Annotated in this window: 26 protein-coding genes; 19 read left to right on the top strand and 7 right to left on the bottom strand. The window is 64.4% G+C overall.

The genetic code is table 11. The features are described 5' to 3' along the window. Positions 1-18 precede the first annotated feature (18 nt). The 3 genes from FJV43_RS07640 to FJV43_RS07630 are packed head-to-tail and all read right to left on the bottom strand — an operon-like array spanning position 19 to position 4,117. Positions 19-555 (bottom strand): hypothetical protein, encoded by a 537-nt coding sequence (locus FJV43_RS07640; protein ID WP_239625864.1) that lies wholly within the window; start codon positions 553-555, stop codon positions 19-21. Between the two features lie 13 nt (positions 556-568). After that, positions 569-1,876: a hypothetical protein gene (locus FJV43_RS07635; protein ID WP_239625862.1), complete on the bottom strand. Its 1,308-nt coding sequence runs from the start codon at positions 1,874-1,876 to the stop codon at positions 569-571. Between the two features lie 60 nt (positions 1,877-1,936). Further along, on the bottom strand, positions 1,937-4,117 hold the full coding sequence (locus tag FJV43_RS07630; RefSeq protein ID WP_345946180.1) for a hypothetical protein: 2,181 nt from the start codon (positions 4,115-4,117) through the stop codon (positions 1,937-1,939). A 747-nt stretch (positions 4,118-4,864) separates the two neighbouring features. Between FJV43_RS07630 and FJV43_RS07625 the strand changes: the two genes are divergently transcribed. The 11 genes from FJV43_RS07625 (at position 4,865) to FJV43_RS07575 (ending at position 15,158) form a co-directional block, all read left to right on the top strand. Then, the gene (locus tag FJV43_RS07625; RefSeq protein ID WP_239625858.1) at positions 4,865-5,563 is read left to right on the top strand and encodes an RNA polymerase sigma factor; all 699 of its coding nucleotides are present in this window, start codon (positions 4,865-4,867) and stop codon (positions 5,561-5,563) included. Positions 5,564-5,706: 143 nt separating this feature from the next. Beyond that, complete coding sequence (locus FJV43_RS07620) at positions 5,707-6,531, top strand: flagellin (protein ID WP_239625856.1); 825 nt, start codon at positions 5,707-5,709, stop codon at positions 6,529-6,531. 61 nt (positions 6,532-6,592) lie between these two features. Next, complete coding sequence (fliD, locus tag FJV43_RS07615; protein WP_239625854.1) at positions 6,593-8,272, top strand: flagellar filament capping protein FliD; 1,680 nt, start codon at positions 6,593-6,595, stop codon at positions 8,270-8,272. Beyond that, a complete protein-coding gene (locus FJV43_RS07610; protein WP_239625852.1) occupies positions 8,272-8,700 on the top strand; it encodes a flagellar export chaperone FliS in 429 nt (142 codons plus the stop codon). The genes fliD and FJV43_RS07610 overlap by 1 nt, the downstream gene beginning before the upstream one ends. A gap of 170 nt (positions 8,701-8,870) precedes the next feature. Continuing rightward, positions 8,871-9,143: a hypothetical protein gene (locus FJV43_RS07605; protein WP_239625850.1), complete on the top strand. Its 273-nt coding sequence runs from the start codon at positions 8,871-8,873 to the stop codon at positions 9,141-9,143. 579 nt (positions 9,144-9,722) lie between these two features. Next, a complete protein-coding gene (locus FJV43_RS07600) occupies positions 9,723-10,391 on the top strand; it encodes a FlgD immunoglobulin-like domain containing protein (RefSeq protein ID WP_239625848.1) in 669 nt (222 codons plus the stop codon). A 31-nt stretch (positions 10,392-10,422) separates the two neighbouring features. Continuing rightward, entirely contained in the window at positions 10,423-11,688 is a 1,266-nt protein-coding gene (gene flgE / locus FJV43_RS07595; protein ID WP_239625846.1) for a flagellar hook protein FlgE, read from the top strand. Between the two features lie 3 nt (positions 11,689-11,691). Next, entirely contained in the window at positions 11,692-11,952 is a 261-nt protein-coding gene (locus FJV43_RS07590; RefSeq protein ID WP_239625844.1) for a hypothetical protein, read from the top strand. A gap of 9 nt (positions 11,953-11,961) precedes the next feature. After that, positions 11,962-12,438, top strand: coding sequence for a flagellar protein FlgN (locus FJV43_RS07585; RefSeq protein ID WP_239625842.1), 477 nt, complete (start codon positions 11,962-11,964; stop codon positions 12,436-12,438). A 19-nt stretch (positions 12,439-12,457) separates the two neighbouring features. Then, a complete protein-coding gene (flgK, locus tag FJV43_RS07580) occupies positions 12,458-14,233 on the top strand; it encodes a flagellar hook-associated protein FlgK (protein WP_239625840.1) in 1,776 nt (591 codons plus the stop codon). Positions 14,234-14,246: 13 nt separating this feature from the next. Continuing rightward, positions 14,247-15,158, top strand: coding sequence for a flagellin (locus FJV43_RS07575; protein WP_239625838.1), 912 nt, complete (start codon positions 14,247-14,249; stop codon positions 15,156-15,158). 153 nt (positions 15,159-15,311) lie between these two features. Here the strand turns inward: FJV43_RS07575 and FJV43_RS07570 are convergent, their stop codons facing one another. Further along, positions 15,312-16,250 (bottom strand): LysR family transcriptional regulator, encoded by a 939-nt coding sequence (locus FJV43_RS07570; RefSeq protein ID WP_239625836.1) that lies wholly within the window; start codon positions 16,248-16,250, stop codon positions 15,312-15,314. Between the two features lie 210 nt (positions 16,251-16,460). Between FJV43_RS07570 and FJV43_RS07565 the strand changes: the two genes are divergently transcribed. The 7 genes from FJV43_RS07565 (at position 16,461) to FJV43_RS07535 (ending at position 23,234) form a co-directional block, all read left to right on the top strand. Continuing rightward, complete coding sequence (locus tag FJV43_RS07565; RefSeq protein WP_239625835.1) at positions 16,461-17,540, top strand: ABC transporter ATP-binding protein; 1,080 nt, start codon at positions 16,461-16,463, stop codon at positions 17,538-17,540. A 34-nt stretch (positions 17,541-17,574) separates the two neighbouring features. Then, a complete protein-coding gene (locus tag FJV43_RS07560) occupies positions 17,575-18,291 on the top strand; it encodes an HAD family hydrolase (RefSeq protein WP_239625833.1) in 717 nt (238 codons plus the stop codon). A 16-nt stretch (positions 18,292-18,307) separates the two neighbouring features. Beyond that, positions 18,308-19,615: an FAD-binding oxidoreductase gene (locus FJV43_RS07555; RefSeq protein WP_239625831.1), complete on the top strand. Its 1,308-nt coding sequence runs from the start codon at positions 18,308-18,310 to the stop codon at positions 19,613-19,615. Between the two features lie 28 nt (positions 19,616-19,643). Next, positions 19,644-20,693, top strand: coding sequence for an ABC transporter substrate-binding protein (locus FJV43_RS07550; RefSeq protein WP_239625829.1), 1,050 nt, complete (start codon positions 19,644-19,646; stop codon positions 20,691-20,693). Positions 20,694-20,849: 156 nt separating this feature from the next. Then, positions 20,850-21,662, top strand: coding sequence for an ABC transporter permease (locus FJV43_RS07545; RefSeq protein ID WP_239629349.1), 813 nt, complete (start codon positions 20,850-20,852; stop codon positions 21,660-21,662). After that, positions 21,659-22,444 (top strand): ABC transporter permease, encoded by a 786-nt coding sequence (locus FJV43_RS07540; RefSeq protein WP_239625827.1) that lies wholly within the window; start codon positions 21,659-21,661, stop codon positions 22,442-22,444. The genes FJV43_RS07545 and FJV43_RS07540 overlap by 4 nt, the downstream gene beginning before the upstream one ends. A 418-nt stretch (positions 22,445-22,862) precedes the next feature. Then, positions 22,863-23,234 (top strand): hypothetical protein, encoded by a 372-nt coding sequence (locus FJV43_RS07535; RefSeq protein ID WP_239625825.1) that lies wholly within the window; start codon positions 22,863-22,865, stop codon positions 23,232-23,234. 245 nt (positions 23,235-23,479) lie between these two features. Here the strand turns inward: FJV43_RS07535 and FJV43_RS07530 are convergent, their stop codons facing one another. Further along, positions 23,480-23,743 (bottom strand): (2Fe-2S)-binding protein, encoded by a 264-nt coding sequence (locus FJV43_RS07530; protein WP_239625823.1) that lies wholly within the window; start codon positions 23,741-23,743, stop codon positions 23,480-23,482. Then, positions 23,740-24,576, bottom strand: a complete 837-nt coding sequence (locus FJV43_RS07525; RefSeq protein WP_239625821.1) for a xanthine dehydrogenase — start codon at positions 24,574-24,576, stop codon at positions 23,740-23,742. The genes FJV43_RS07530 and FJV43_RS07525 overlap by 4 nt, the downstream gene beginning before the upstream one ends. A 317-nt stretch (positions 24,577-24,893) precedes the next feature. Here FJV43_RS07525 and FJV43_RS07520 point away from each other — a divergent pair, with 317 nt between their 5' ends. Beyond that, positions 24,894-25,733: an SDR family oxidoreductase gene (locus FJV43_RS07520; RefSeq protein WP_239625819.1), complete on the top strand. Its 840-nt coding sequence runs from the start codon at positions 24,894-24,896 to the stop codon at positions 25,731-25,733. Here FJV43_RS07520 and FJV43_RS07515 read toward each other — a convergent pair whose 3' ends face one another. Then, positions 25,734-25,895: a hypothetical protein gene (locus tag FJV43_RS07515; protein WP_239625817.1), complete on the bottom strand. Its 162-nt coding sequence runs from the start codon at positions 25,893-25,895 to the stop codon at positions 25,734-25,736. Between the last annotated feature and the right edge of the window lie 89 nt (positions 25,896-25,984).

Below are 25,984 nucleotides of genomic sequence, written 5' to 3'. Positions count from 1 at the left end.
GCACCGCGCTAGCTGCGTTTAGTTCATCATCGCGGGCGCTGGACGCCGGTTTTCACTGGACTCGATGATGCCAGGGAGATCGATGGCCTCGCCGGCGATCATGCCCGACATCTGCCAGAACAGGTGCGCGAGGCGAGAGAACACCATCCGCTCGCGCTCGGCATCAGAGGTGCCGTCGGGAATCGTCACGGTCTCCAGGCCGACCACCTTCTTGAAATCCGGCCAGATCGTCATCGACTGCGCGATCACGGAATAGCAGCGCGGATCCTCGTCGCTCTCGTCGGGCGCCGGCGGCAGGCCCGGATACTGCGTCGGCGCGGCGTAGAATTTGTAGGCACCATAGCCGAGCCGGAGCAGGAATTTTTCCGGGGCGGCGACGTCGGCGGCAAACGACACCAGCCGAGCCTTGCTCAGCACGTCGGCTTCGATCGCGCCGAGGTCGGACGCGCGCAGCGCCGAGCAGAAGGTGAGATCGCGATTGTGTTCGCGGAGCAGACTGGCCAGCGGCCGCTGCTGTTGCACGGTGTCGGTGAGCAGGATGATGGTCTTGAGCATCGTGAGGTGTCCGTCAGGGGAAGAGATGGCGGGCGGTCATGACCGCTTCGTCGGAAGCGTGGGTCGCAAAGAAGTCGTTGGCGATGCGCTGTCCCGGCGCGATCTCCAGGATGCGGCAGCGCGCCTGGGCGGCGGCTTCGCGGGCGGCGCCGACGTCGTCCTGCCAGGCGCAGAGGGACAGTTCGAGCCGGCCGTAGCCGCCGCAATTGGCGGTATAGGCGCCCGTCACGGCTTCCACGGTCGCAGCCACCGCGCCGGCGTCACTGGCGGAGACGTCCCGCAGGATCACGGCGATGCCGGGGCCCGTCTCGGCTTTCGACGTCATGACCATGAAGGCGTCGCGAGCGCCGGTCCGTCCGGCGCGGCGGGCTGCGCGCGCGATGCCGGCAAAGGCGGGATCTGGACCGAGCTCCAGCGTCGTCGTTTGCTGGTCGTGCAGGATTGTGGCACGCATCGCGCCGAGGTCACCCTGGAGCGCGTGGTAGGAGCGTGGCAGCCAGACGGTGTCGAGGGGCGCTTGCGAGGATGTCAGGCTCCAGGCCTGGTCGAGCAGATAGCCTTCCCAGATCGCAGGATAGGACGCGGCGAGCTGCTGCCAGGCGCGCAGCATCATCTCCGCAGCCTTGGTGCGGCCGAGATAGAGCGTGCGCGCCGACATCTCCCAGCGATTCCACTTGTGCAGGGCCACGTCGCAGCCGAGGAAGGACGGCAGCAGCGGCGCCTCGCGCACCACCGCGCCGGCTTCGACGAACAGCAGCGGCTCGCGGTACTTGTTCCACATCCGCATCATGAACTCGGACTTCTCGAAGCAGAGGATGCGTTCGCCGAGCTGGGTGTCGATCGGCTCGATGTGGCAGGCGAGGTCAAACCGTTCGAGCGAATGCCGGAGCGCGAAGGCCGCGGTGGCGTCGCCGCCGCGTGGGTAGCAGGAGACGATCCGCGGACGGACGGTGGATGAATCGGTGGCGGCGAGGAATTTCGACCATCCGATCCCGCCCCACCACATTTCATGCGGGCCGTCCGCGCCGCAGGGGCCGACAGTGCCGAACTCGGTCAGCTTGGACTTGAGGAAGTCGAAGCCGGGGTTTTCGCTTCTGGGAATGACGACGGCGCAGGCGGGCGTCAGCGAGCGGTAGAACAGCTCGGCGACCGCACCGCTTGGCGGCTCCTTGAGGATGATGACGCCGCTCCGCCGGCACTCGCTGAAATCGTCGCGCGGCGCACCATACTGCTTGAACAGCCAGTCCAGGCGGTCGCGTTGGGCCCGGCCGAGCCTCACGCCGCCGGACTGCAACAGCCGATCAAGGTCTTCGTCCGTCAATTCCGTACCCCCCGGTCTCAGCCCTGGACTTCAACGGTCGAGGCGATGCGATCAGGCGGGCTATTTGGGATGGGCGCCAAGCGGCGCAATTGCCACGGAGTAGATCGCGATATCCTCGGTCATGGGGGCGACCGGGATCAGCAGGCAGCCATCCTCGCTTTCGGCGCGATAATGGTCGCCGTTCCGCTCTATCCCGGCGAAGACCAGGCTCTCGGCCGCGATGCCGACCACGCTCTGGCTTTCCGCGGCGTCGCGGACATCGGCGGCGCTCTGGATCGTCACGCCATGCAGCAGACCTTCGGCGGCGAACTTGGGCAGCGGCAGGACGATCGTGGCGATACCCATCGCACGCGAGACCGGAATACGGACGCGCAGCTCGCCGAGGCCGTTGTGGTGAACTGTCACCGTCTCCAGCGTCGCTTCGCCGTTCCCGCGAAACAGTCCGACCTGGACCGGGCCGCGGGGCCTTTCCTCGAAGACGTCGGCCGGCAGGCGGTTGGCGCCGAACAGCGTGTAGAGATAGGAGTGAGACGCCGACAGGCGCGCAAAGCAGCCTGCAAGCCACATCGGCGGTGCCGATGTCGTGCAGGCGGCTGAGAGACCGCGGGCGGTGATCTGCCGACGGATGTAGTCGCCGTCGATCATTGGCGCCAGCGCATGGGTGCCGAGATTGACGTCATGCTTCAGTTCGCCCAGCAGCGCCAGCTCGTCCTCATCAGGCAGCAGCAGAAGCCGGGCCAAGGTCGCCGCGCACCAGCGCGCGGCGACGTCGGGCGCGGCATAGGGGCTCAGACGAAAATCCACCGCGACCTGTTCGGCGCATTCCGCAAAGGCCAGCGTGCCGGCCTGGATGTTTGCCGCCAGCGTGATCTGGCTGATGGGTCGCGGATTGATCTCCCGCAGCACCGTGCCGCCGTCATAGTCCCGGACCGAACCGTCGGCCGAACAGCAGACCTGCTCCAGCAGCGCAATGTTGCGGATCAGCATGCGCTTCACATGGGGCGTGACGACGAGATCGGAGATGAAGCCCGTGGCGCTGTCCTCCTCCGCGACGTCGTCGAAGGCGTCATCGAGCGAGATCAGATAGGCGCCGTGGAGGCGTATGTTGAGGCCTTCCAGCTCGAAGATCCGACGCAGCGCCTTCTGCACGCTCCCGGAATAGCCGAGATCGGCGAGCACGAGATCGGTGCAGTCGTCGAAGCCGGGAATCACGTGGCGCAGATGGGAAAGCAACCTCGCGCGCAAGCCGGCCGCGAGCTCGCCGATCTCATCCGCTCCCATCAGCTCGGGTAGCGCCTCGGCAATCTCGAGGCCGGTCACGATCCCGTCGGGCGACTTCGCAAAGAACGCGGCGACCTTCGGCGGCAGGATCTTCATCATGTCGTGAAAGGTCGGAGCGTCGATCTTCAGGATCTTGCCCAGAAGATCGATGATCGGCTGCATCGTGTCGGCGGAGGCGATCAGGCTGACGCGGCGGTTGATCTCGACATAGGCCGAAGTCATGCCGTGCAGCTGCTGCCAGATCCGGTGCGGCAGAAAGCCGTCGCGGCCGAGGAAGCCGAGGGCGACCTTTCGGCCGGGACCTGCGACCTCTTCGCAGCGCCGTGCAACAAAGGCATCGAATGCCTTCATCACCGGGCCGAGCACCGTCACTCCCAGATGGAAGGCCGGAGACCTCTCGGCGCTGCGCGCGACGACCATGCGCCGCAGGGTGCGTGCGCCGTGATCGAGCCGAGACGGCGCACCCGTGCACAACAGCTCGAACAGCGCGGTCTCGCGCTGAAACCTCGCTGCAAGCTCGGCGGTGGCCTGCGGGTAGTAGCGCGGGCGAATACCGTGGCGCTTCGCGCCCCTGATGTCGGCCTTCTCATTGTCGCCGACGTGAAAGGAGGCGCTGGCGTCGATGCTCTGCTCCGACAGATACGTCGCGAACAGCGCCTCGCTCTTGCTGCTGCCGTGGTCGCAGGATGCGTAGAGAAAGTCCCAGCTCAGGCCGGGATGACAAGCCCGCAGCAATCGCGCCAGCCGGTCGGAATCCCAATAGGTGTCGGAGATGAATCCCACGCGGTGGCCCGCGCGCTTCATGTCCTGATATTGCCGAAGCATGTCCGGATTGGCGCGGCAGAGCTTGATCTCCGCCGCAAACTCCGATTCGACCAGATCTGTCAGATCGCCGCGCGCCAGACCGAAGAGCCTGAATGGAAAATAGGAATAGATCTCGTCGATGTGCACTTCGCCCACGCCGCGTTTCTCCTTCGCGGTCCGGCGTGCACGCGATTCGGCCTGGATACGATGCTGAACGAAACTCGCGGAAACATTCGGACAAGATCGTGAAATGCCCGAAAGCTCGTAAGCCCTTTCAAACACGCCATCTGGCGTCGTGCAGGCGCGAAGCAGAAATGTATCGAAAACATCGAACGACCAAGCAGAAACAATTTGCGCGCGGCGCGCTGCGCCAGTCGTTGTGATCGTCATGCCAGCAATCCCCGCCAATCAGAGCGATTAACGTGCGTGCGCATGAGGTCAGGCGCCACGGGAGCGAAAAAAGTTCACGCGTGATTCAAAATCGCATTCGTCGTGACTGACAGATTCAAAAAAATCGCTAGGTTCGCAAAAGGTGATTCGGAAAAAATTGCCGGGTGCGAAAGTCGTCTCGCGTTCATTCACACTCGGAAACAATTGTCTCTTCACGCACCGAGCGCGTATCGCGTTTGATCACCTAGTGCCGCGTAATGTCAGCGTTTTCTCTCGACGACATCTGCTCAGGATGAACGATCCGCCATGGCGCGAGACGATGTGATGATTGCAGGTACGACGCGCAAGATGATCGCGCGACCGGCAATTATTGCCCGATACTCGGCAAAAATGACCAGGTAACATCTTGAAAAACAACGGAAATTCACCGCCTGGATTGCTTTTGTCCCGCGTTCAACGCTTGGAAGCCGTGTGGCATGGGCGCCGCGGGCATTGCGGGTTGGAGGTTGCGGGATGAGTTACGCTGCTGATGTCTGGGCTCCCGCCGAGGCCGAGATCGCGACGACGGTGCCGGCCGAAGAGACGGTGCCGATGATGCCGTCCGCGCCGCTCGCGCCGGGCGGCGCGCCTGATGCCGCCGATGTCGTCTACGACGAGGACAGCGAACTCTTGGACAAGCTCGCCACCGGCGACGAAGTCGCATTCCGCATGCTGGTCGAGCGTCACATCGATCGCGCCTATGCCATTGCGCTGCGTATCGTCGGCAACGCCGCGGACGCCGAGGACGTGGTGCAGGATTCCATGCTCAAGATCTGGAGCCATCGCGGACGATGGCAGCACGGCCGCGCCAAATTCTCGACCTGGCTCTACCGTGTCATCTCCAACCGCTGCATCGATCTGCGTCGCAAGCCGCGCACCGAGAACGTCGAGGCCGTGCCGGAAGTCGCCGACAATCAGCCCGGCGCCGTCGAGCTCATCGAGCGCAACGAGCTGAACGACATGCTGGAGCTCGCGATGCAGCGCCTGCCCGAGCAACAGCGCGTCGCGGTGATCCTGTCCTACCACGAAAACATGAGCAACGGCGAGATTGCCCAGGTGATGGATACAACCGTCGCCGCCGTCGAGTCGCTGCTCAAGCGCGGCCGCCAGCAGCTTCGCCAGCTCCTGCGCAAGCACGAGCGCGACATCCGCACCGCGTTTACCGACTGCTAACCATAAAAATCGCCTCGCAAAGATTTTCGCGCCTGATCTCCTCGCGCTCCGCCGTTTGAGCGAACGGACGGGGCTGCGGTCCGCGTCGTCGTAAGTCGAGTCCCACGAAGCGGCACGCCGTGCCCATCAAACAGGAGCTTCAGATGCCCGCAATCAACACCAACACTGCCGCCAATGCGGCAGTCCGCTATCTCAACATCAACTCCGCGCAGGAAACCAGCTCGCTGTCGAAGCTGTCGAGCGGCTCGCGGATCACCTCCGCATCCGACGACGCCGCCGGTCTCGCGATCTCCACCCGCATCTCTTCGGACGTCACCACGCTGCAGCAGGCCGCGACCAACGCCTCGCAGGCGACCGCGATTCTCCAGACCGCCGACGGCGGCGCCTCCAACATCTCCGACATTCTCGCACGCATGAAGTCGCTGGCTTCGGAATCGGCTTCGGGCACCACGACCGACTCCAGCCGCGCCTACATCAATTCGGAGTTCACGCAGCTCACGGCCGAAATCGACTCGATCGCGTCCGGCACCCGCTATTCCAGCCAAAGCCTGCTCGACGGCTCGAGCGTGTTCGCCTCCGGCGTCTCCGTTCTGGTCGGCTCCTCGGGCTCGGATACCATCACCATCACTCTCACGAGCCTCACGGCCTCTTCGCTCGGCGTGTCTTCGCTCGACGTGAGCACGCTGTCGGACGCGACCTCGGCGTTGACCGCGCTGGATACTGCGATCGACACGGTCTCCGCGGCCCGTGCCAGCATCGGCGCCCAGGAGTCCCGCTTCAATTTCAGCGCCGACTCGATCTCGACCCAGACCCAGAACCTGCAGTCGGCGAACTCGGCGATCAAGGACGTCGATATCGCGGCCGAGCAGTCCAAGCTCTCCTCCGCGGAAGTGAAGACCCAGGCCGCGGTGTCGGCGCTGGCGGCGGCGAACCAGATGCCGCAATACCTGCTCAAGTTGCTGGGCTGATGAAGATCCGAACGGGCCGGCATGATGCCGGCCCGTCCACTATCAGGGACCTCGTCGCAAAGTGGCCACCGTCAGTTCGAGCACCAGCAGCGCAAGTTCGGCAGTCTCCGTCACCACGAGCGGGACCACCAATTCGAGCAGTATCGACTGGTCCGCGCTGATCCAGGCCGCCGTCGATGCGAAGACCGCGCAGGCGGACACGATCTCGACGACGATCACGAACAACGAGGCCAAGATCTCGGCCTACCAGACGCTCCAGAGCGATCTGAAGACGCTGTATTCCGGCTTGGCGTCGCTTTCGACTGCGGTGGTCAACTCGCTGTCCACAAGCGCCTTTGCGACGCGCTCGGCGAGCATCGGCTCGACCGGCGACGTCAGCGCCTCCTCGGCGCTCTCGATGAGCATCAAGAGCGGGGCCGCGATCGGCGACCACACGCTGACGATCAGCCAGATCGCCACCGCGCAGAAGGTGTCCGGTGCCTCGCAATCGAGCCAGACCGACGAGCTCGGCTATTCCGGCACGTTTTCCATCGGTCTGGAGGGCGGGGCTACGTCCGACATCACGGTCACCAGCACGATGTCGCTACAGGACGTCGTCGATGCCATCAATGCGCAGACCTCGACCACCAACGTCCAGGCCTCCATCGTGCAGGTGTCCAGCACGTCATTTCAGATGGTGCTGACCGGCACCGCGGATGCGGCGGACATCACCTATTCCAGCACGTCCGGCGACGACATCATGAACGAGCTCGGCGTGACCGACAGCTCGGGCAGCTTCACCAACGTCATTCAGGAGGCACAGTCGGCCGAATTCACGCTGGACGGCATTTCGATGACCCGCGACACCAACGACATCACCGACGTTCTGAGCGGGGTCACCTTCAGCCTGCTCCAGGCGACGCCGGACGGAACCTCGCTGAACATCAGTATCGAGACCGACACCAGCCAGATCCAATCGGCGCTGGAGACCTTCGTCACGAACTACAATGCCTTTCGCGACGAGGTCATCGCCCAGCAGACGACCGCGACCGACGGCACCGCAGATTCGAGCGCGGTCCTGTTCGGCGACGGAACCATGCGCAACATCATGGATGCGCTCCAGAACGCCCTGAACAGCACCGTGGGCGGCATGACGATGGCCGATCTCGGCCTGTCCTTCAACGAGAAGAACGAGCTCGAGCTCGACACCAGCACGTTGTCGGAGATCCTGAGCACCAACCTGAGCGGCGTGACCGAACTGCTGTCGGCGCAAACCACGACGTCGTCGAGCCAGCTCAGCGTCGTCAACACCGGGACGTCGCCGCAATCCTTCACCCTGGAACTGACCGTCGATTCCGACGGCAACCTGTCCGCGGCCTCGGTCGGCGGCGACTCCTCGCTGTTTACCGTCAGCGGCACCACGATCATCGGTGCGTCCGGCTCGATCTATGCCGGCATGGCCTTCACCTATAGCGGCTCGACCTCGCAGTCGATCACGGTAACCTCGACCACCGGGATTGCATCGCAGATCTACGAGATTGCGAAGAACTATTCGTCATCGACCGGCGCACTGCAGACGCAAATCACCAGCCTGACGACGCGCGACGACGAGCTCCAGCAAAAGGTCGATGACATCAACAGCGCCGCGGCGACGCTGCAGTCGCAGCTGCAGACGCAGTACGCGAAATACCAAGCCGCGATCGAGAGTGCGAACAGCACGCTCGATTATCTCAAGGCCCTGCTCAACAGCTCGAGTGATTGATGATGCATAATCCGATGACGTACATGGCCAACCAGGCCTATCGGGGAACGGCAACGACTGTACCGCCGCTCAAGGCGGTCTCGATGCTGCTCGGCGGCACGATCACGTCTCTCCAGAAATCGCTCGCCGCCCAGGAGGCAAGGCGTTTCGAGGAAGGGCACGAGCACCTGATGAAGGCGACCGCGATCCTGCGTGGGCTCAGCCACAACCTCGATTTCGCCAAAGGCGGCGACGTGGCGGAGCGGCTGTTCCAGACCTACAACGCGATGATCCTGGCGAGCCACAAGGCCTATGGCCGTCCGCACGCCCGCCAAAGTTTCGGCCGCATCATCGCCGGGCTGACCGAGCTGCGGGAGGCCTGGGAGTTCGTCGACACGACCGTGCGGGGCGGCAAGCCTGGGCCAGCCGATTCGGCCCGCAAGGGCTGAAGACGTTTGCCCCAATGCGACGCGGAGGAGGGCAGGCGTCATCCAGCCCGCCGTTTCCGTCGCTTTCCACAGTGCTGCGGCGCTTTCGGCGGCCGAGGCCGCCGAAATCCGGTTTCCGCCGCGCCCGCAATGCTTTATGACGGGCCTGACCGAGGCGGGATCGGCGGGCGATGGACGTCACCGAGTTTGAGGAACTGATCGATCGGCTGGGCGAGGATCTCTCCCTCTGGCCCGACGACCGGCGCTTGCCCGCCGAAGAGCTGCTGTCGCGATCGTCCGCTGCTCAGGCCCTGCTGGAAGAGGCGCGCGCCCTGCGCCTTGCGCTCGCGGCACCGCCGGTGCGCGCGCCGGCAGGCCTCGCCGACCGCATCGTCGCTGCGGCCGCGAAAACGAAAGATGACACTGCCGAGCCGCGCACCGAAGGCGAGACGGCGGAGAGCTGATCAGCTTCGAGTGAATCTCGTTGCTGGCTCAATGTCTCGCCGCTTGCGGCAGGGCTATCGCATTTGAGAGCTTTTCCTGCGGCCATCCTTCGAGACGCCCGCCTTTGGCGGGCCCTCAGGATGAGGACTGAGAGCGCGGCAGCAATTTCAGCGGGCGCCGATGCCACTCAGCCTCATCCTGAGGAGACTGCGAAGTGGTCGTCTCGAAGGACGAGGCGCTCGCTCAGGCCCTCGCCAAGAACTCATATGCGATAGCCCTGCCGCTCGCGGGAAGAGATCGAACTCGGATGAGGAGGACTCTGCGCGAGTCCAACTGCCACCGTCCTCGCGGCGACTTCTCCTCATCCTCATCCGCACCCTCTCCCCGCAGGCGGGGCGAGGGAACGCGCCGCCACCGTCGCCGCAAATCAGCTTGAGCCAGCCGCATTTCAAACGCGGGCACACGGCAGATTTTGCCGTGTCGAAAGCCGCGTGAATCGCCGCCTGAATCCGCACGCCCACCCGTTTCATCAGCACACAGATTTCATGCGCCGCGAGCCGACACTGGTCGCCGGCAGCAAGAGAAGGCCGGAGTCTCCGATGACCGTTTCCGCCGTGAGTTCTGCAACGACTGCGACCACCACGACATCGTCGTCGTCGAGCGCGTCGTCCAATTCGACGCTGACATCCAGCGATTTCCTGACCCTGCTGGTCAGCGAGCTGCAGAACCAGAATCCGCTGGATGCGACCTCGACCACCGACCTCGTCAATCAGCTCACCTCCTACGCCAATTTCACCTCGCAGCAGTCGATCAACTCCAACTTGTCGTCGCTGGCGAGCTCGTTCTCGAGCCTCGTGACGCTGAACTCGGTGAACTATATCGGCCACACCGTCGAGGCGAAGTCCGATACGGCGACCTTGAGCAACGGCGCGGCGACCTATGGCTACTCGCTGTCGTCGACCGCTTCGGACGTCTCGATCAGCATCTCGGATTCCTCCGGGAATGTCGTCTACACCGGCACCGGCACCGGCAACTCCGGCTCCAACAGCTTCACCTGGGACGGCAAGGACTCAAGCGGCAACCAGCTCTCCGACGGTGGCAAGTACACCATCTCGGTGACGGCGACGGACACTGCCGGCAACTCGGTTCTCAATTACACGACTGTCAGCGGCACGGTGACCGGCATCGACACCTCGACGTCCACGCCCTCGCTCACGGTGAACGGTGTCGCGGTCAGCGCCGCCAACATCCTCGGCGTCACATCCTGATCTCACGTCCTGATTTCCTCGGAGCTTCATCATGAGTCTCACCGGCGCATTGTCCTCGGCGATCTCGGCGCTCAACGCCCAGAGCCAGTCCCTGTCGATGATCAGCGACAACATCGCCAACTCCGACACCACCGGCTACAAGACCACCTCGGCGATGTTCGACTCGCTCGTGACCGCCTCCAGCAATACGACCTCCTACGCTTCCGGCGGCGTCACCGTCTCGGGCCGCGCCAACATCACCCAGCAGGGCCTGCTCGCCGCGACCTCCAACGCCACGGACGTGGCAATCCAGGGCTCCGGCTTCTTCGTGGTGACCGACGCCAAGTCGGGCGGCACGGTCGCCTATACCCGCAACGGCGCCTTCACGACCGACAATGCCGGCTATCTCCAGAACAACGGCTACTATCTCGAGGGATGGCGCACCGATGCCGATGGCAATGTCGTCGGCAATGAATCGGCGAGCAATCTCGAAGCCATCAACACCCAGGTCGCCTCGACCAGCGGCAGCGCCACCACCAAGACCACGATCGCTGCGAACCTGCCGTCGGACGCCGCGACGGGCGACACCTACACCAGTTCGGTGACGGTCTACGATTCGCTCGGCGCGGCGAATTCGATGCAGGTTACCTGGACCAAGAGTGGTACCAACACCTGGAGCGCGAGCTTCGCCAATCCGACCTCGCCGTCGGATACCACGACTGCGACCGGCACGGCGTCAGGCACGATCGACATCACTTTCAACAGCGACGGTTCGCTCGCCAGCACCAATCCTGATCCGGCCACCATCTCGATCACCGGCTGGACCGACGGTGCAGCGGACAGCACCATCACCATGAATCTCGGAACCGCCGGCAAGACCGACGGCCTCACGCAATATGCCTCGGGTGAAACCACGCCGTCAGTCAACGTCACCAGCATCGATTCGGATGGCCTGTCCTACGGCAAGCTGTCGAGCATCTCGATCGGTGACGACGGCATCGTCAACGCGACCTATTCCAACGGCCAGACCATCGCGATCTACAAGATCGCGGTGGCGACCTTCGCCGATCCCAACGGGCTCGCCGCCTCCAGCAACGGCATCTATTCAGCGACGGTGACGTCGGGCAACGCCGCGCTGCAGGGTTCCGGGGAGAACGGCGCGGGCACGATCTACGGCAGCGAGCTGGAGTCCTCGACCACCGACACCTCCAGCCAGTTCTCGAGCATGATCTCGGCGCAACAGGCGTACTCCGCCGCGTCCCAGGTCGTCTCCACCGTCAACAAGATGTACGACACCCTGATCTCGGCGATGAGGTGAGCGATGCCAGGCGAAAAGGCAAACGCCGTCGGCGAGGCTCTGCTGCTCCGGCTACGGCGGCTCCTGGCGCGGACCGCGACGGTCAAGAGCAGCGACCGCAGGCAATTGCTCGCGCTGCTCGACGATCTGGAGACGACGCGGCGCGGTCTCCTGCGGCAGGCCGCGGAGATCGAGAGCGAAATGAGGCAGGCAACCGTCAGGACGACCGCGATCGGCGCGTATTTGCGCAGCTCGCAGGCCGACCGCGGCAAACGGCACAACTAGAAGAAGGCGATGACCATGAGTGTAGCCCAAGCCAACAGGCAAGCCACCAGCACGAACGCCGCGAGCGGCGATAGCAGCATCAAGTCGCTGATCGCGCTGATCGACACGCTGACCGCGCTGGTTGCCGAGGAGAACGCCGAGCTCGCCAAAGGCCTGCCGGCCTCCCGCCTGAAGCAGGTCGACGAGAAGAACAAGCTCGCGGAGATTTTCGAGCGGACCGTCGCCGAGTGCGCGGCGGGAACGACGAGCCTGACCGTCACGGATCGCATCCTGCGCGAGCAGCTTCTGGACAAGATCCTGAAGCTGCGTGCGGCGATGGACGAGAATCTGGTGCGCCTGCGCGCGGCGATCGAGGCCAGCAACCGCCGGATCGAGGCCGTCATGCAGGCGATCCGCGAGCAGATCGCGGCGGTGTCGCCCTATGGCGCATCCGGTCGCGTTGCCGCCGCCCGCACGGTCTCCAGCGGCACCAGCCGCAGCGTCTGACGGAACGAGGGAAGCCGCCGTGTCGCTCGACATCGCACGATCGATCGCCTTCAGCGGATTGTCCGCGACGTCCGTGCAGATCAGCGTGACGTCGTCGAATATTTCGAACGCCGATACGACCGGCTATACCAAGAAGTCCGCGACCCAGTCGAGCAGCGTCACCAACGGCGTCGGTACCGGCGTCACGGTGACGGGTATCACCTCGACGGTGGACAAGCTGCTGTTGAAGTCGCTGGTTAGCGCGGATTCCGATCTCGGCGCGGCCGACACCACCAGTACCTATCTGACGTCGCTCCAGAAGCTCTACGGCTCGATCAGCAGCAGCGGCGATTCGTCGTCGGGGACCTCACTCGCCAACAGCATCGCCTCGCTGGAGTCGGCGCTGTCGTCGCTGGCGAGCACGCCGAGCAGCGCCTCGCTGCAATCCAACGTCGTCAGTGCGCTGGATGACGTTGCCAGCCAGCTGCGTGAGACCTCGAGCGGGATCCAGAAGCTCCGGTCGGATGCCGACCAGGACATCTCCTCGTCGATCGACGACGTCAACGCGGACCTGGAGCAGATCGCGGACCTCAATGCTCAGATCAAGCAGACGGCGGCGACCGGCCAGTCGACCTCTGATCTCGAGGACCAGCGCAATACCGCGCTCCAGGACCTCGCCTCGAAGATGAACATCAGCTATTTCACGGCGTCGAACGGCGATCTCCAGATCTACACCACGTCAGGCCAGGCGCTGGTGGACTCTTCCGCGCATACGATCAGCTATACGGCGGCCGCCAATGTGACGGCGTCGACGACCTACACCGCCGGCTCCTCGTCGAGCGGCTTCAGCGCGATCACCGTGAACGGAGTGGACATCACCTCCCAGATCACCGGTGGGGACATCGGCGCACTCATCACGCTCCGTGACGACACTTTGCCGGACGCGCAGTCCCAGCTCGACCAGCTGGCGCAGCAGCTTGCGTCCGTGATGAACAGCGTCTCGAACAGCGCCTCTTCGGTGCCGGCGCCGACCAGCCTGACCGGGACGACGGCCGTCACGAGCAGTTCTGCCCTGTCCGCCTCTGGCTCGGTGCGTATCGCGGCCACCGACCAGAGCGGCAACCTGGTCTCCTACGCCGATCTCGACCTGTCGTCCTACGCCACGGTCGGCGATCTCGTCACCGCCATCAACGGCATTTCCGGCTTGTTCGCCTCGGTCGATTCGGACGGCCATCTCTCGATCACGGCGACCGGCTCCGGCAACGGCGTCGCCATCAACGAGATGACGAGCTCGGTCGGAAGCTCCAGCGAGGGAGTCTCCGAATATTTCGGCCTCAATGATCTCGTGACCGGAACGAGTGCCTCGGACATCGCGGTCAACAGCAAGATCCTGTCCGGGACGAACGAACTGCAGCTCGCGACGCTGGATTCGTCTTCGAGCCTGACGGTCGGCAGTTCGGTGCTGTCGTCGGGCTCGGCCACCGTGGTCAATGCCTTGTACGATGCGCTGACGGACTCGCGGACTTTCGCGTCGACCGGCGGGCTTGCCGCCACCACGGGTTCGCTGGCCGACTACGCCTCGGCCATCGTGTCCGACGTCTCCAGCAAGGCCTCGCAGGCGTCTACCGACTACACGGCCAAGGAAACCGCTCAGTCGACCTACGCGAACTCGCTGGCGTCGCAGTCCGGCGTCAACCTCGACGAAGAGTCAGCCAATCTGAGCACGCTTCAGAACAAATATTCGGCGGCGTCAGCCCTGATCCAGGCCATCAACTCCATGTACTCGGCGATGCTCACCGCCGTGCAGTCGACGTAGCGGGGGCGCGCTGATGGTCGCGATGCGGGTTGCCACCTTCGCCCAGTCGAACCGGATGATCGCCGACGCGATGCGCGTGGAATCGGTCATGGCCAACATGCAGATCCAGGAATCCTCTGGCGTCGTCTCGACCGATTTCGGCGGCTACGGCTCGGATGCGCAGCACGTCGTCAACCTCCAGGTTTCGGTGACGCGCGCGCAATCCTATATCGATGCCGCCACGCTCGCCGACAGCAAGGTCCAGGTGATGTATTCGGCGGTCGGCTCGGTGACGGACATCCTCACCCAGCTCCGGTCCCAGCTCACCGCCGCCTCGACGGGAAGTTCGACCGAGGTGAATTCGGTGATCAGCTCCGCTCAGCAGATGCTGGAGCAGATGGGCTCGCTGATGAACACGCAATATGACGGCCAGTACGTCTTCGCCGGCGGCAAGACGGACACCGCACCGGTCGATCTCACGGGCTTTTCGTCCGGCACTGGTTCGACCACGACTGCGGACACCAGCTATTACAATGGCGACAACGAAATCGCTTCGGTGCGGGTCGCCGACGACGAAACCGTATCATACGGCGTCACCGCGGACAATTCGGCGTTCGAGGAGGTGATGCGCGTGCTGAAGTTCGTTGCCAACAGCACCACGCTGTCGTCTTCGGACATCACCAGCGCGCTCGACCTCGCCAGCACGGCGCTCGACGACACCGCCGCCGTGCAGGCAAAGCTGTCGAGCTCGTCGTCCTCGATCGAGACCGCGAGCGCTCGCCAGGCCGAGTACAAGAGCTATGCGGAGACCTTGTCGAATGACCTGACCAGCGTCGACGTCGCCGCCATCACGGCGCAGCTTTCGACTTACCAGACGCAACTCACGGCGTCCTATTCTGCTCTCGGGAAGATCTTGAGCCTGAATCTTGCGAGCTATCTGAAGTGAAGCAAGGCTTTATGGGCGCGCCCCGATCATTTGCCGTGCTCCACCCGCACCTCTCGGAGCGTCAGGTCAATGCCGGACTCCGTTCGGCTCGGTCTGCGATGCGAGAATCAAAACCAGAGCCAGCCGAGCGGCAGTACGATCCGCGCGATCACCTCAATAGCACGCAGCCATCGCGCCGAGCTTCGGATAAAGCCGATCGATCGCGGCGATCTCGCTCTTCATCTGCGCGGTGATCCAGTCGCGGATCTCGGCGGCGATCGGGCGCATCGGCCGGTTGCGCGGCGGCAGGAATTCGCAGATGCGGCGCGTGGTGGTGAGCGTGTCGGAGGCCGGCACCAGCGCGCCGGTGAGCAGCCAATGCGAGGTGACCGTCAGCCAGCCGAGCGCAATGCCCTGACCGAGCAGCGCAGCCTGCACCACGACGGCATAGTCGGTGAAGCTCAGCGCTTTGGCCGCGCCGCGGCGCCCGGTGAGCAGCGAGGCGTAATCCGCGGCCCAGTCGCCCGGCGTCTCGGCGAGACGAATGATGGTGTTGCCCTCCGTTGGATCGGTCTCGCCGAGATAGCCCGGGCTGCACATGGGCAGCATGACTTCCTTCATCACCAAGGTGCCGCCGGATGACGGCTCGTCGCGATCGCGGAAGCGCATGCCGAGATCGACGTTCTCCACCGGTCCGCGTAGCGCACCAGAGATGAGCTGGAAGCGCAGATCGGCTTGCGGGAACTGCTTCTGCAGCTTGTCGATGCGCGGCATCAGCCAGTGTGTGGTGAAGGCGGACGAGACCGACAGCGTCACCGTCTCGGTGCCCTTGCGGCGCCGCTCGATCTCGACGAGCCCGCTCTCGATGCTGCGAAAGCCCTCGAGCACGCGGCGATAGAGCAGCTCGCCGTCCTCGGTGAGCACCGCGCGTCCCGCTGTGCGGTCGAACAGGCGCACGCCGAGATGCTCCTCGAGCTGACCGAGCATGCGGCTCACCGCCGGTTGCGTGACGTTCAATTCGGCGGCTGCCGCGGTGAAGCTGCCATTGCGCGCCGCTGCGTCGAAGACGAACAGGGCGTTACTGGACGGCAGCATCCGGCGCAACTCAGGCATAACGTCATGTTATGAGGCCCGTAATAATTTGGCAATTGCCGGGTTTTGCCAAGTCTGTTGTCATTGGCATCACAGCCTAAAGACAGGGCTCGCGAGAGAAGGTTAGGTGCACTGCACGCTTCAGCCGTGAGTGCTCAGAATCCCTGTCTATAAAGCAGGCTTATGGCGCGCAGTGAGGCACGCCATTGCAGGGATGGGTGAGGTCGGTCGTTGGACAAGCGAGCGGAAAGCGTCGAGATCAGGTCCGCGAGCAAGGCGTATGGCGCCGTTCGCGCCCTGGACGACGTGTCCCTCGATGTCGGTGCCGGCGAGTTCGTCTCGCTGCTTGGTCCCTCAGGTTCCGGCAAGACCACGCTGCTCGGCATTCTCGGCGGCTTCATCCTGCCATCGTCGGGCTCGATCCATTTCGGCGGCCGGGACGTCACCTACATGCCGCCGCACAAGCGCGACATCGGGGTCGTGTTCCAGAACTACGCGCTGTTCCCGCATATGAGCGTCGGCGAGAATGTCGCCTTTCCGTTGCGCGCGCGGCGGCTGCCCAAGGCGACCTGGCCGGAGAAGGTGCGTGCGTCGCTCGCGATGGTGGGGCTCGCCGGTTATGAGGAGCGCGGCATCGCGCAGCTCTCGGGCGGCCAGCGCCAGCGCGTGGCCCTGGCGCGCGCGATGATCTTCGAGCCGCGCCTGATCCTGATGGACGAGCCGCTGTCGGCGCTCGACAAGCAGCTGCGCGAATCCATGCAGATCGAGCTGCGGGCGCTGCACAAGCGCATCGGTGCCACCATCATCTATGTCACGCATGACCAGCGCGAGGCGCTGACCATGAGCGACCGCGTCGCCGTGATGAAGGACGGCCGGCTGATCCAGATCGACACGCCCGAGCGGCTGCACGACCATCCCGCCGATTCCTTCGTGGCCAGCTTCATCGGCGAGGCGACCATGCTCCCGGTCCGTCGCGTCGACACCTCCAGTGTCGCACTCGGCAATGTGCTGCTGCGCAGTGCGCGCGCGCTTCCCGATGGCGACGCCCTGATGCTGGCGGTGCACAGCGAAAAGCTGCTGATCGACGACGGCGCGCAGGATCCCGCCTGCAACCGGCTGACCGGGACGGTCACCGACATCGTCTATCAGGGCGAGAGCCTGCGCATCTTCCTGGCGCTGGAAGGCGGCATCGAGCTCAGCCTGCGCCAGCCGGCCTATCACCAGGCCTACAGCCGGATTCCGCCGCTCGGCGGCGGCCTCACCGTCACCCTCCACCCCGAAGACACCATCGTCGTGCCCCGGGTGGACTGAACCCACGCCCGCTCAACCGAGAGAAGAAACGACCATGTCCACCCCAGCCGCATTCAGCCATTTCAAGGTCCTCACCTTCGACGTCGTCGGCACCTTGATCGATTTCGAGAGTGGCGTCCTCGCCGCGGTGCGCCGGATTTCGGGCAAGACCCCGGCCGAACTCAGCGACGACCGGATATTCGAGCCGTACAAGCGCGGCCGCGACAAGCATTATGGGCGCTCGAGCGAGGCGATGTTCCACGTCTATCGCCATCTCGCCCAGGAGCTTGGTCTGCCGGCCGATGATGCCGCCTGCGATGCGTTCCAGCTCTCGGTGCTGCGCTGGGGCCCCTTCGCCGATTCCGTCGAGGCCCTGAAGCGCCTGCGCACCAGATTCCGCCTGGTCGCGATGACCAACGCCGACCGCGTCGCGCTGTCCGCCTACGCCCATGCACTCGGCGATCCCTTCGACGACACCGTATGCGCCGACGATACCGGCGTTGCCAAGCCGAACCCCGAGTTCTTCGCCTACAACAAGGGGCGGCAGTCCGCCTTCGGCTACAAGCAGTCCGACATATTGCACGTCGCGCAGAGCCAGTATCACGACATCGGAATCGCCCGGAAGCTCGGCTACAAGGTGTGCTGGATCGAGCGCCGCCAGGGCATCGCCGGTTTCGGCGGCACGCCGGCCGTGGAGACGTTGACCCGGCCGGACTTCCATTTCCCGACCTTGAAGGCGCTGGCCGATGCGGCCATCGGGCCGGCGGCGTAAGGATGTGAGCGCGGGCATGACAGGGGAGTGGAGCGCGCTGCCATCGGCCAACTCGCTGTGGGCCGCCACGGCGGAGCCGGCGCGCGACTTTCCGGTGCTCGCGGGCGAGCATCAGGCGGACGTGGTGATCATCGGTGCGGGCTATACCGGCCTGTCCGCTGCGCACCACATCGCCCAAAGCGGCCTGTCACCGGTCGTGCTGGAAGCCAACCGTCCCGGCTGGGGCGCGAGCGGACGCAACGGCGGGGTGATCACCGCGAAATTCCGGCTGTCGTTCCGGCAGATCGACGCCGTGCATGGCCGCGATATGGCGCGGCGCATGTACGAGATCGCGCATGAATCGACCGACATCGTCGAGGAACTGGTCTCCGAATTCGGCATCACCAGCGCGAACCTGACGCGCACCGGCCAGGTCAAGGCCGCGCACAACGAGACGACGCTGCGGGCCGCGATCGACGAGGCCAACTGGATGACGCGCGAGATGGGCTCGGCCGAGGTCCGCATCCTCGACAGGGGCGGCGTGCGCGAGGAGACCGGCTCCGACATCTTCGTCGGCGGCGTGCTCAACCCAGGCTCGGGCGGCATTCATCCGCTGAACTATCTGCGCGGCCTCGCCGACGGCCTGGCGCGCAGCGGCGTTCCGATCTTTCAGGAATCGCCCGTGATGAAGCTCCGGCGGGACACCGACGGCATCGTCGCCGAAACGCCGCGAGGCGCCGTGCGGGCCAGGCAGGCGATCATCGCCACCAACAGCTATTCCGACCTCACCGGTGCGACGGCGCGTCTGCAGCGCACGCTGATCCCGTTCCGCAGCGCCATCATCGCAACCGACGAGCTGCCGCGTAACCTCGCCGGAAAGCTGATGCCGACGGGCCGCACCTACACCGAGACCAAGCGCATGATGCGCTGGTTCCGCATGGTCGACAACCGCGTGATCTTCGGCGGCCGCGGCGCCTTCGGCAAGCAGGACTCGCAAGCCGCATTCGACGCGCTGCGCAAGGCCATGGTCGGCATCTTCCCCGATCTCGCCGACGTTCCGCTCGCCTACACATGGTCCGGACTCGTCGGCATGACGCTGGATTCGGTGCCGCATATCGGCCGGCTCGACGACCGCACGCTGTTCTCGGTCGGCTACAACGGCGCCGGCGTCGCGATGTCGAGCCTGATGGGCCGCTATCTGGCCGCCCTCGTGCGCGGCGAGACGCCCGAGCTGGCGCTGCTCGATGCGCGGCGCATGAGAGCGATCCCGTTCTACCCGCTGCGCGAGCCGGCCGTCCGCATGGTCGCCGGCTGGTATCAGTTTCTCGACGCGATCGGTCAGTGACATTGTTTTGGCGATGGAGGAGGCGAGGATGACGACGACACGGACTTTTGGACTGGGCTGTGCCTTAGCGGGCGCAATTGCCCTCGGCGGCACGGCGGCGGCTGCCGCCGAGCAGATCACCTTCGTCTCGCAGGGCGGCGCCTATCAGCAGGCGCAGACGGTGGCGATCCTCGATCCCTCCGCCAAGAAGCTCGGCATCACCATCAACCAGGATTCCATTCCCGATGCCTGGCCTGCGATCAAGACCCAGGTCGGTAGCGGCAAGCCGATCTGGGACGTGGTCGACACGCCAACCGGCTATTGCCTGCGCGGTGGCGAGCAGGGGCTGATCGAGAAGCTCGACTTCTCCAGGATCCCGAACGCGGCGGCGATGCCGGAGGCCTATCGTAGCCCCTATTCGATCTCCTACGAATTCTATTCGAGCGTGCTGGCCTACAGCCAGAAGGCCTTCCCGAAGGACGCGCCGAACAGCTGGGCCGATTTCTGGGACGTCAAGAAATTCCCCGGCCGCCGGGCACTGCGCAACCACCCGATCGCCACGCTCGAGGCGGCGCTGATGGCCGACGGCGTCCCGCCGGACAAGCTCTATCCGCTCGACGTCGACCGTGCCTTCAAGAAGCTCGAGGAGATCAAGCCGCACATCACGGTGTGGTGGACCTCGGGCGCGCAGTCGGCGCAGCTGCTCAACGACGGCGAGGTCGATATCGAGATGGCTTGGAACGGCCGCGTCAGCGCGCTCGCCAAGGAAGGTGCCAAGGTCGCCTTCACCTACAATCAGGGCATCTTGCAGAGCACCTCGCTCTGCATCCTCAAGGGCGCACCGAACCTCGACACGGCCGTGAAGTTCCTCAACGAGGCCGTCGACCCCGTGCACCAGGCCAATCTGCCGCTCCACATCGACTACGGCCCGGGCAATCCCAGGGCATTCGAGACCGGCGTGATCAAGCCGGAGCGCGCCGCACAATTGCCGAGCGAGCCGGCGAATGCAGCCAGGCAGGCGCTGATGTCCTACGCCTGGTGGTCCTCGCCGGCCGGCGAAGCGGCCGAGAAGCGCTGGGCGTCGTTCCTGCAGAAGTAGGACGAGCGGAGAGATGAGCCGGAGGAGCATCGGCATCGATTCTCCTCTCCCTCTCCCGCCTGTGGGAGAGGTGCAGCAACCGAGAGCAGCGAGGCAGCGTTGAAGAGATCAGTGTCCGATCCATCGGAGCAGCATCGGCGCCGCGAGAACGGGCTGATGTTGGCGCTGGTGTCGCCGGCGCTGCTCGTGATCCTGCTCCTGATCGTGCTGCCGGTCGGCTGGCTGGCCTGGCAATCGGTCTATCAGGACGGCTTAACGCTGGAACATTACCGCCGCGTCTTCACCGAGGCCATCTACTGGCGCAGCTTCGCGCTGACCTTCGAGATCAGCCTCGCGGTGACCGTCATCGCGCTGCTGCTCGGCTATCCCGTGGCGTATCTCGCCAACTCCGTGCCGAAGGGATGGAGCATCCTGATCCTGTCGCTGGTCGTGCTGCCGTTCTGGACCAGCGTGCTGGTCCGCTCCTATGCCTGGCTGGCACTGCTGCAGCGGTCCGGCGTGATCAACCAGTTTCTGCGCTATCTCGACGTCATCAGCGAACCGCTCGCGCTGGTCCACAACACGTTCGGCACGGTCGTCGCAACCGTGCACATTCTGCTGCCGTTCATGGTGCTGCCGCTCTACGCCACCATGCAGAAGATCCCCGGCGATCTGATGCAGGCCGGCGCCAGCCTCGGTGCCAGCCCGTCGCTGACCTTCGTGCGGGTCTTCCTGCCGCTGTCGCTGCCAGGTGTGCTTGCGGGCTGCACCATGGTGTTCGTGCTCTGCCTCGGCTTCTACATCACGCCGGAGCTGCTCGGCGGCGGCCGAACGGTGATGGTGTCGATGCTGGTCAGCCGAAATGTCGAGCTCTACAACCAGTTCGGCGCCGCAAGCGCCGTGGCCGTGGTGCTGCTTCTGGGCGTGCTCTTGATCTTCGTGGTCGTCAGCCGCTTCGTCGCGCTCGATCGCATCCTGGGGCAGAAATGACGCGCCTCTCGCCCGTACGGATCGCGCTCTATGTGGTCAGCGCCCTGGTGCTGGTCTATCTGATCCTGCCGGTCCTGATCATCGCGCCGATCTCGTTCTCCAGCGCGCGGTTCCTGACCTTCCCGCCACCCTCGTTCTCGCTGCGCTGGTATCAGCAATATTTCGCCAATCCCGCCTGGATGCAGGCGACGCGGGTGACGCTCACGCTCGCACTTCTGACGGTGCTGATTGCAACGCCGCTCGGCGTCGCCGCCGCCTATGCCATCAGCCAGTCGAAGCTGCGCATCATGCGCATCATCCATCTGGCGCTGCTGCTGCCGCTGGTGGTGCCGATCATCATCATCGCGGTCGGAATCTTCTTCGTATACGCCAGGGTCGGCCTCGTGGCGACCATGCCGGGCCTGGTGCTGGCGAACGTGATGCTGGGCCTGCCCTACGTCGTCATCTCGGTTCTGGCTGGCCTGCAGAGCTTCGATCCGGCGCAGGAGATGGTGGCGCGCAGCCTGGGCATGAACCGGCTGCGCAGCTTCTTCGCGGTGACCTTGCCGCAGATCAAGTCCAGCGTGATCACCGGCGGCATCTTCGCCTTCATTTCGGCGATGGACGAGACCATCGTCGCCTTGTTCATCTCGGGTGGCCAGTACCAGCCGCTGACCAAGCGGATGTTCACCGCGCTGCGCGACGAGATCGACCCGACCATTGCAGCGATCTCGACGCTGATGACGGCGGCGTCGTTCATGCTGGTGCTGCTGGCGAGCGCGCGGCAGCGGAGGAATTCCTGAGGCGCTCCGCGTTCGAGGGGCGCAGTTATTGATCGCGACGATGGGAAACAACATCCTGCTACTGAACGAGAATCGACCCACTCAATTGATGGAGCGCGCAGCGCCGCGATCTCTGAGCACACGCTGGCATTGATCTGGATCAACGCAAGCTCTTGACCGGCGTGGCTTCCTTGCGTTTACCGAACATGCCGGAGAACCTTTGCATGTACCAGATTGCGTCGCGCGTCTTTGCTCTTGCTGCCACTGGCTTCGCGACACAGGTCACGGCGACCGCCCAAACCGCACCGCCGCGGCACTTTCCGCTGCAAGAGACTGTCGTGTTGCGACAGGACCTATTCGATCGTACCGATCCGAACGATATGTTCGACTGGCCGAGCCCGCCCGCGCAGCCAGGGCGGCATTGGGAGCGGAGACAGACATGAATGCGGCCATATTTTCGCTTGCGCTGCTGGCGAGCTCGTCCTTGGTAGAGGTTTCGGATAAAGTTCCGGAGCTGAAAGTCGAAGCTTTGTGCAAGGCGACGTCCGAGACGGACAAGGCGATGGCATTGGCACTGCCGCAGAGCTTTTCCGACTGCATGCGCGACGAGACCTCGGCGCAGCAGCAGCTCGGCGAGATCTGGGCAGCGACGAAGCTCGCCGTCCGCGACGTATGCGAGGGCGAAGCGACAAGCGGCGGGAGCCAGAGCTACGTCGATCTCCTCACCTGCATCCAGATGACAGGCGTTGCACCTGCGACAACGGCGACGCCCGCGCTCAGAGGCGCGAGCAAGAACCGAAGCAAACAATAGGAAGCCATGCCTGGCACGCGTAGCCGGATTGGTTCTGTCCAGCCAATCGCTCTGGATCGATGCTTTCAACCTTGGTGGAGTTCACCACACGGCTTGGCGATTCAGCTCGACAACGCGACGATCTGGCAGTGCGACATTCCGCCGGCTCCGCCGCCTCCACGCCGGCGGCGAGGGCATAGAGTCATCGTCGTCGCATCCTCATCGCATCGCGCGTTAGTAGTCAGGCGCCTGTTGCGCGTACCTGATCACGGTGCCGGGCGGCTGCTCAGCGAACGCAGCCGGGCTTCCGCCAGACCAGGAGGGGGATCGCCGATCAGAGCGCTCCCGTGTACGCAGCGCGGCGGCTGTTCCTCAAGGATCCGCCGCACGGATTGGGAGCATCGTCCGCACCTGACGGTGCAGCCCAGGCAGTCATAGACCTGCGCGGCCGAAAAGAGCTCGTCGTCGGTCGAGCCGACCGCACCCCTGATGTCGTGATCGCTGATGATGTTGCAGGAGCAGACGATCATGCCGGATTCCGTTGCGTGATGCGATGTGTGGTGTGGAGCTTGATGGCGGCGGTTGTTGCATTGGCAATGGCGCGCCCGCGCTGATCCGTTCCGGTCCATTGGGCGTGCCGCCCGCGCGGATCGATCTCCAGCAGCTTGACGCCGGCCGGCACTTCGCTGCCGTCGCGGGCGATGCCGCGCAGGATTCCGTCGCGTGGCGCGAGCACGGGGACGCCGGAGAGATGGCCGAGCACGAGATCCCGGTAGACGCGGGTGCCGATCTCGACCGGCGTGTGCCAACGTCCTGCGAACGGCGAATAGACGAAGCGTTCCGCGCCGACATCACCCAGTGAACTCGCAACGCCATCGGCGGCGTCGGTCCAGCGTGCATCGGTGACAAGCCCGATCTTGCCGGGTCGGGTCTCCACCGCGATGTCGCAATTGGAGTTCGACGAGAAGCCGGGACCCAGACCGATGGCGAGCCGGGCGAGTCGCCTGAGGTCGGGCGTGATCCGGCGCTTCTGCAGACGCGCATCGATCAGAAGGTCAATGTGGCGGACCGGAAGCAGATCAAGCAGGCCGAGCCATGTGACCAGGATTTGTGCCGGCCGACGGAGCGCCTGATGGACCTGCACGCCGTCGTCGACGCGCTCGGCGATAATGTCCTCGAGCTGCACGGTGTCCGTGAAGAGCGCGTCATGAAAGGCCATCTTGCGCCGGATCACCGGCGGATCCGGATCGTGTGACATCACGACGCAATATCCGGCGCGCACGAGTTGGATGCCGATCGCGGATGCGATCTCATTGGTGCCGAGGATGACGGCAAAGAGTCGATGGTGGTTCGGCTGGGACATTTGAAACCACGTTTGCGGAGGAAGCACAGCAAGATGTGATCAGGTTTGGAACAAGGAGAGCAAGAGCCGGGCCATTTGGAATGATTGAAAAACAGCTCTCAACCGCTGGCCAGCACTCGGGAAGGAGGTTTGCGCCGTGACGGCGCCACTTGGTTCGAAAGCGCACGCGTGCATGTCGCAAATCCGGCAGCGTGTCGCGAAGCCGACATTCAGCCGCGAAAATCGCAGCGATCCAGCGGCGGAGCGTGGCCCAAATCCTGCAAAGTTGCTCCCGTTGTCATTGTCTGGCGTCCGTCCGGACGCCGTGAGGAGTTGACATGACGCTCGGTCTTTTGGATCGCGATGGTGCCCCTTCGGGTACATCGGCACCCGATGTCGCACTGTGTCCGTTTCACGGCGACAAGTCGCGGGCACAACATGGCGAGCGCAAAACGCTGGTTCTGACCGGCGCGTCCCGCGGCATCGGCCATGCGACGGGAAAGCTGTTTTCGGAGGCCGGCTGGCGGATCATCACCTGCTCCCGGCAACCGTTCGACGGTGAACGGTGCCCCTGGGATTCAGGGATGGACAACCATGTGCAGGTGGAACTGAGCGATCATCGCGCGCTGCCGCGGGCGGTCGCCGGGATCAAGGAGCGGCTCAACGGCGGGCCGCTGAATGCACTGATCAACAATGCCGGCATTTCGCCCAAGGCGGACGATGGCACACGGCTGAACTCGCTGACGACGCCGGTCGAGACCTGGATGAGCGTGTTCCACGTCAACCTGCTCGCGCCGGTCCTGTTTGCGCAGGGCCTCGTCGACGAGCTGAAGCTGGCTGCAGGCGCGATCGTCAATGTCACCTCGATCGTCGGCTCCCGGGTGCATCCGTTTGCCGGCACCGCCTATGCGACGTCGAAGGCTGCGCTTGCGTGCCTGACCCGCGAGATGGCGCACGACTATGCGCCGTTCGGAATTCGCGTGAACGCGATCGCTCCCGGCGAAATCAAGACCGATATCCTGTCGCCGGAGACCGAGGCCCAACTTGCGCCGATCATTCCGATGCATCGCGTCGGCACGCCGGACGAGGTCGCGAAGGTGATCTTCTTCCTCTGCTCGGAGGCGGCCAGCTACGTCACAGGTGCGGAAGTACCGATCAACGGAGGGCAGCACGTGTAATCAGGCGGCAGCGGCCCGCCACGGAAAAAGTTTCGCGGATTTGCGCTGGATCAATGCGGAGATCTCGATCTCGAGCGTGTCGCGCATCGCGATAGTAAATTCCGTGAAACGGATGACAAAGCGTGCAAGTACGACGGAATCTTTTTGCAGCAATGCCGACAAGTTGAGCGCGACTCTCGACACGACATGAATGAGAATAAGACAAATTCCAGAGAACGCGGCCGGGAGGATCTAACAGGCAACGGAGATTC

The organism is Bradyrhizobium sp. I71, assembly GCF_022354745.1.
Classification (GTDB): Bacteria; Pseudomonadota; Alphaproteobacteria; order Rhizobiales; family Xanthobacteraceae; genus Bradyrhizobium; species Bradyrhizobium liaoningense.
The sequence above is the reverse complement of the archived record's forward strand: the minus strand, read 5'-3'. Positions and strand labels throughout refer to the sequence as shown.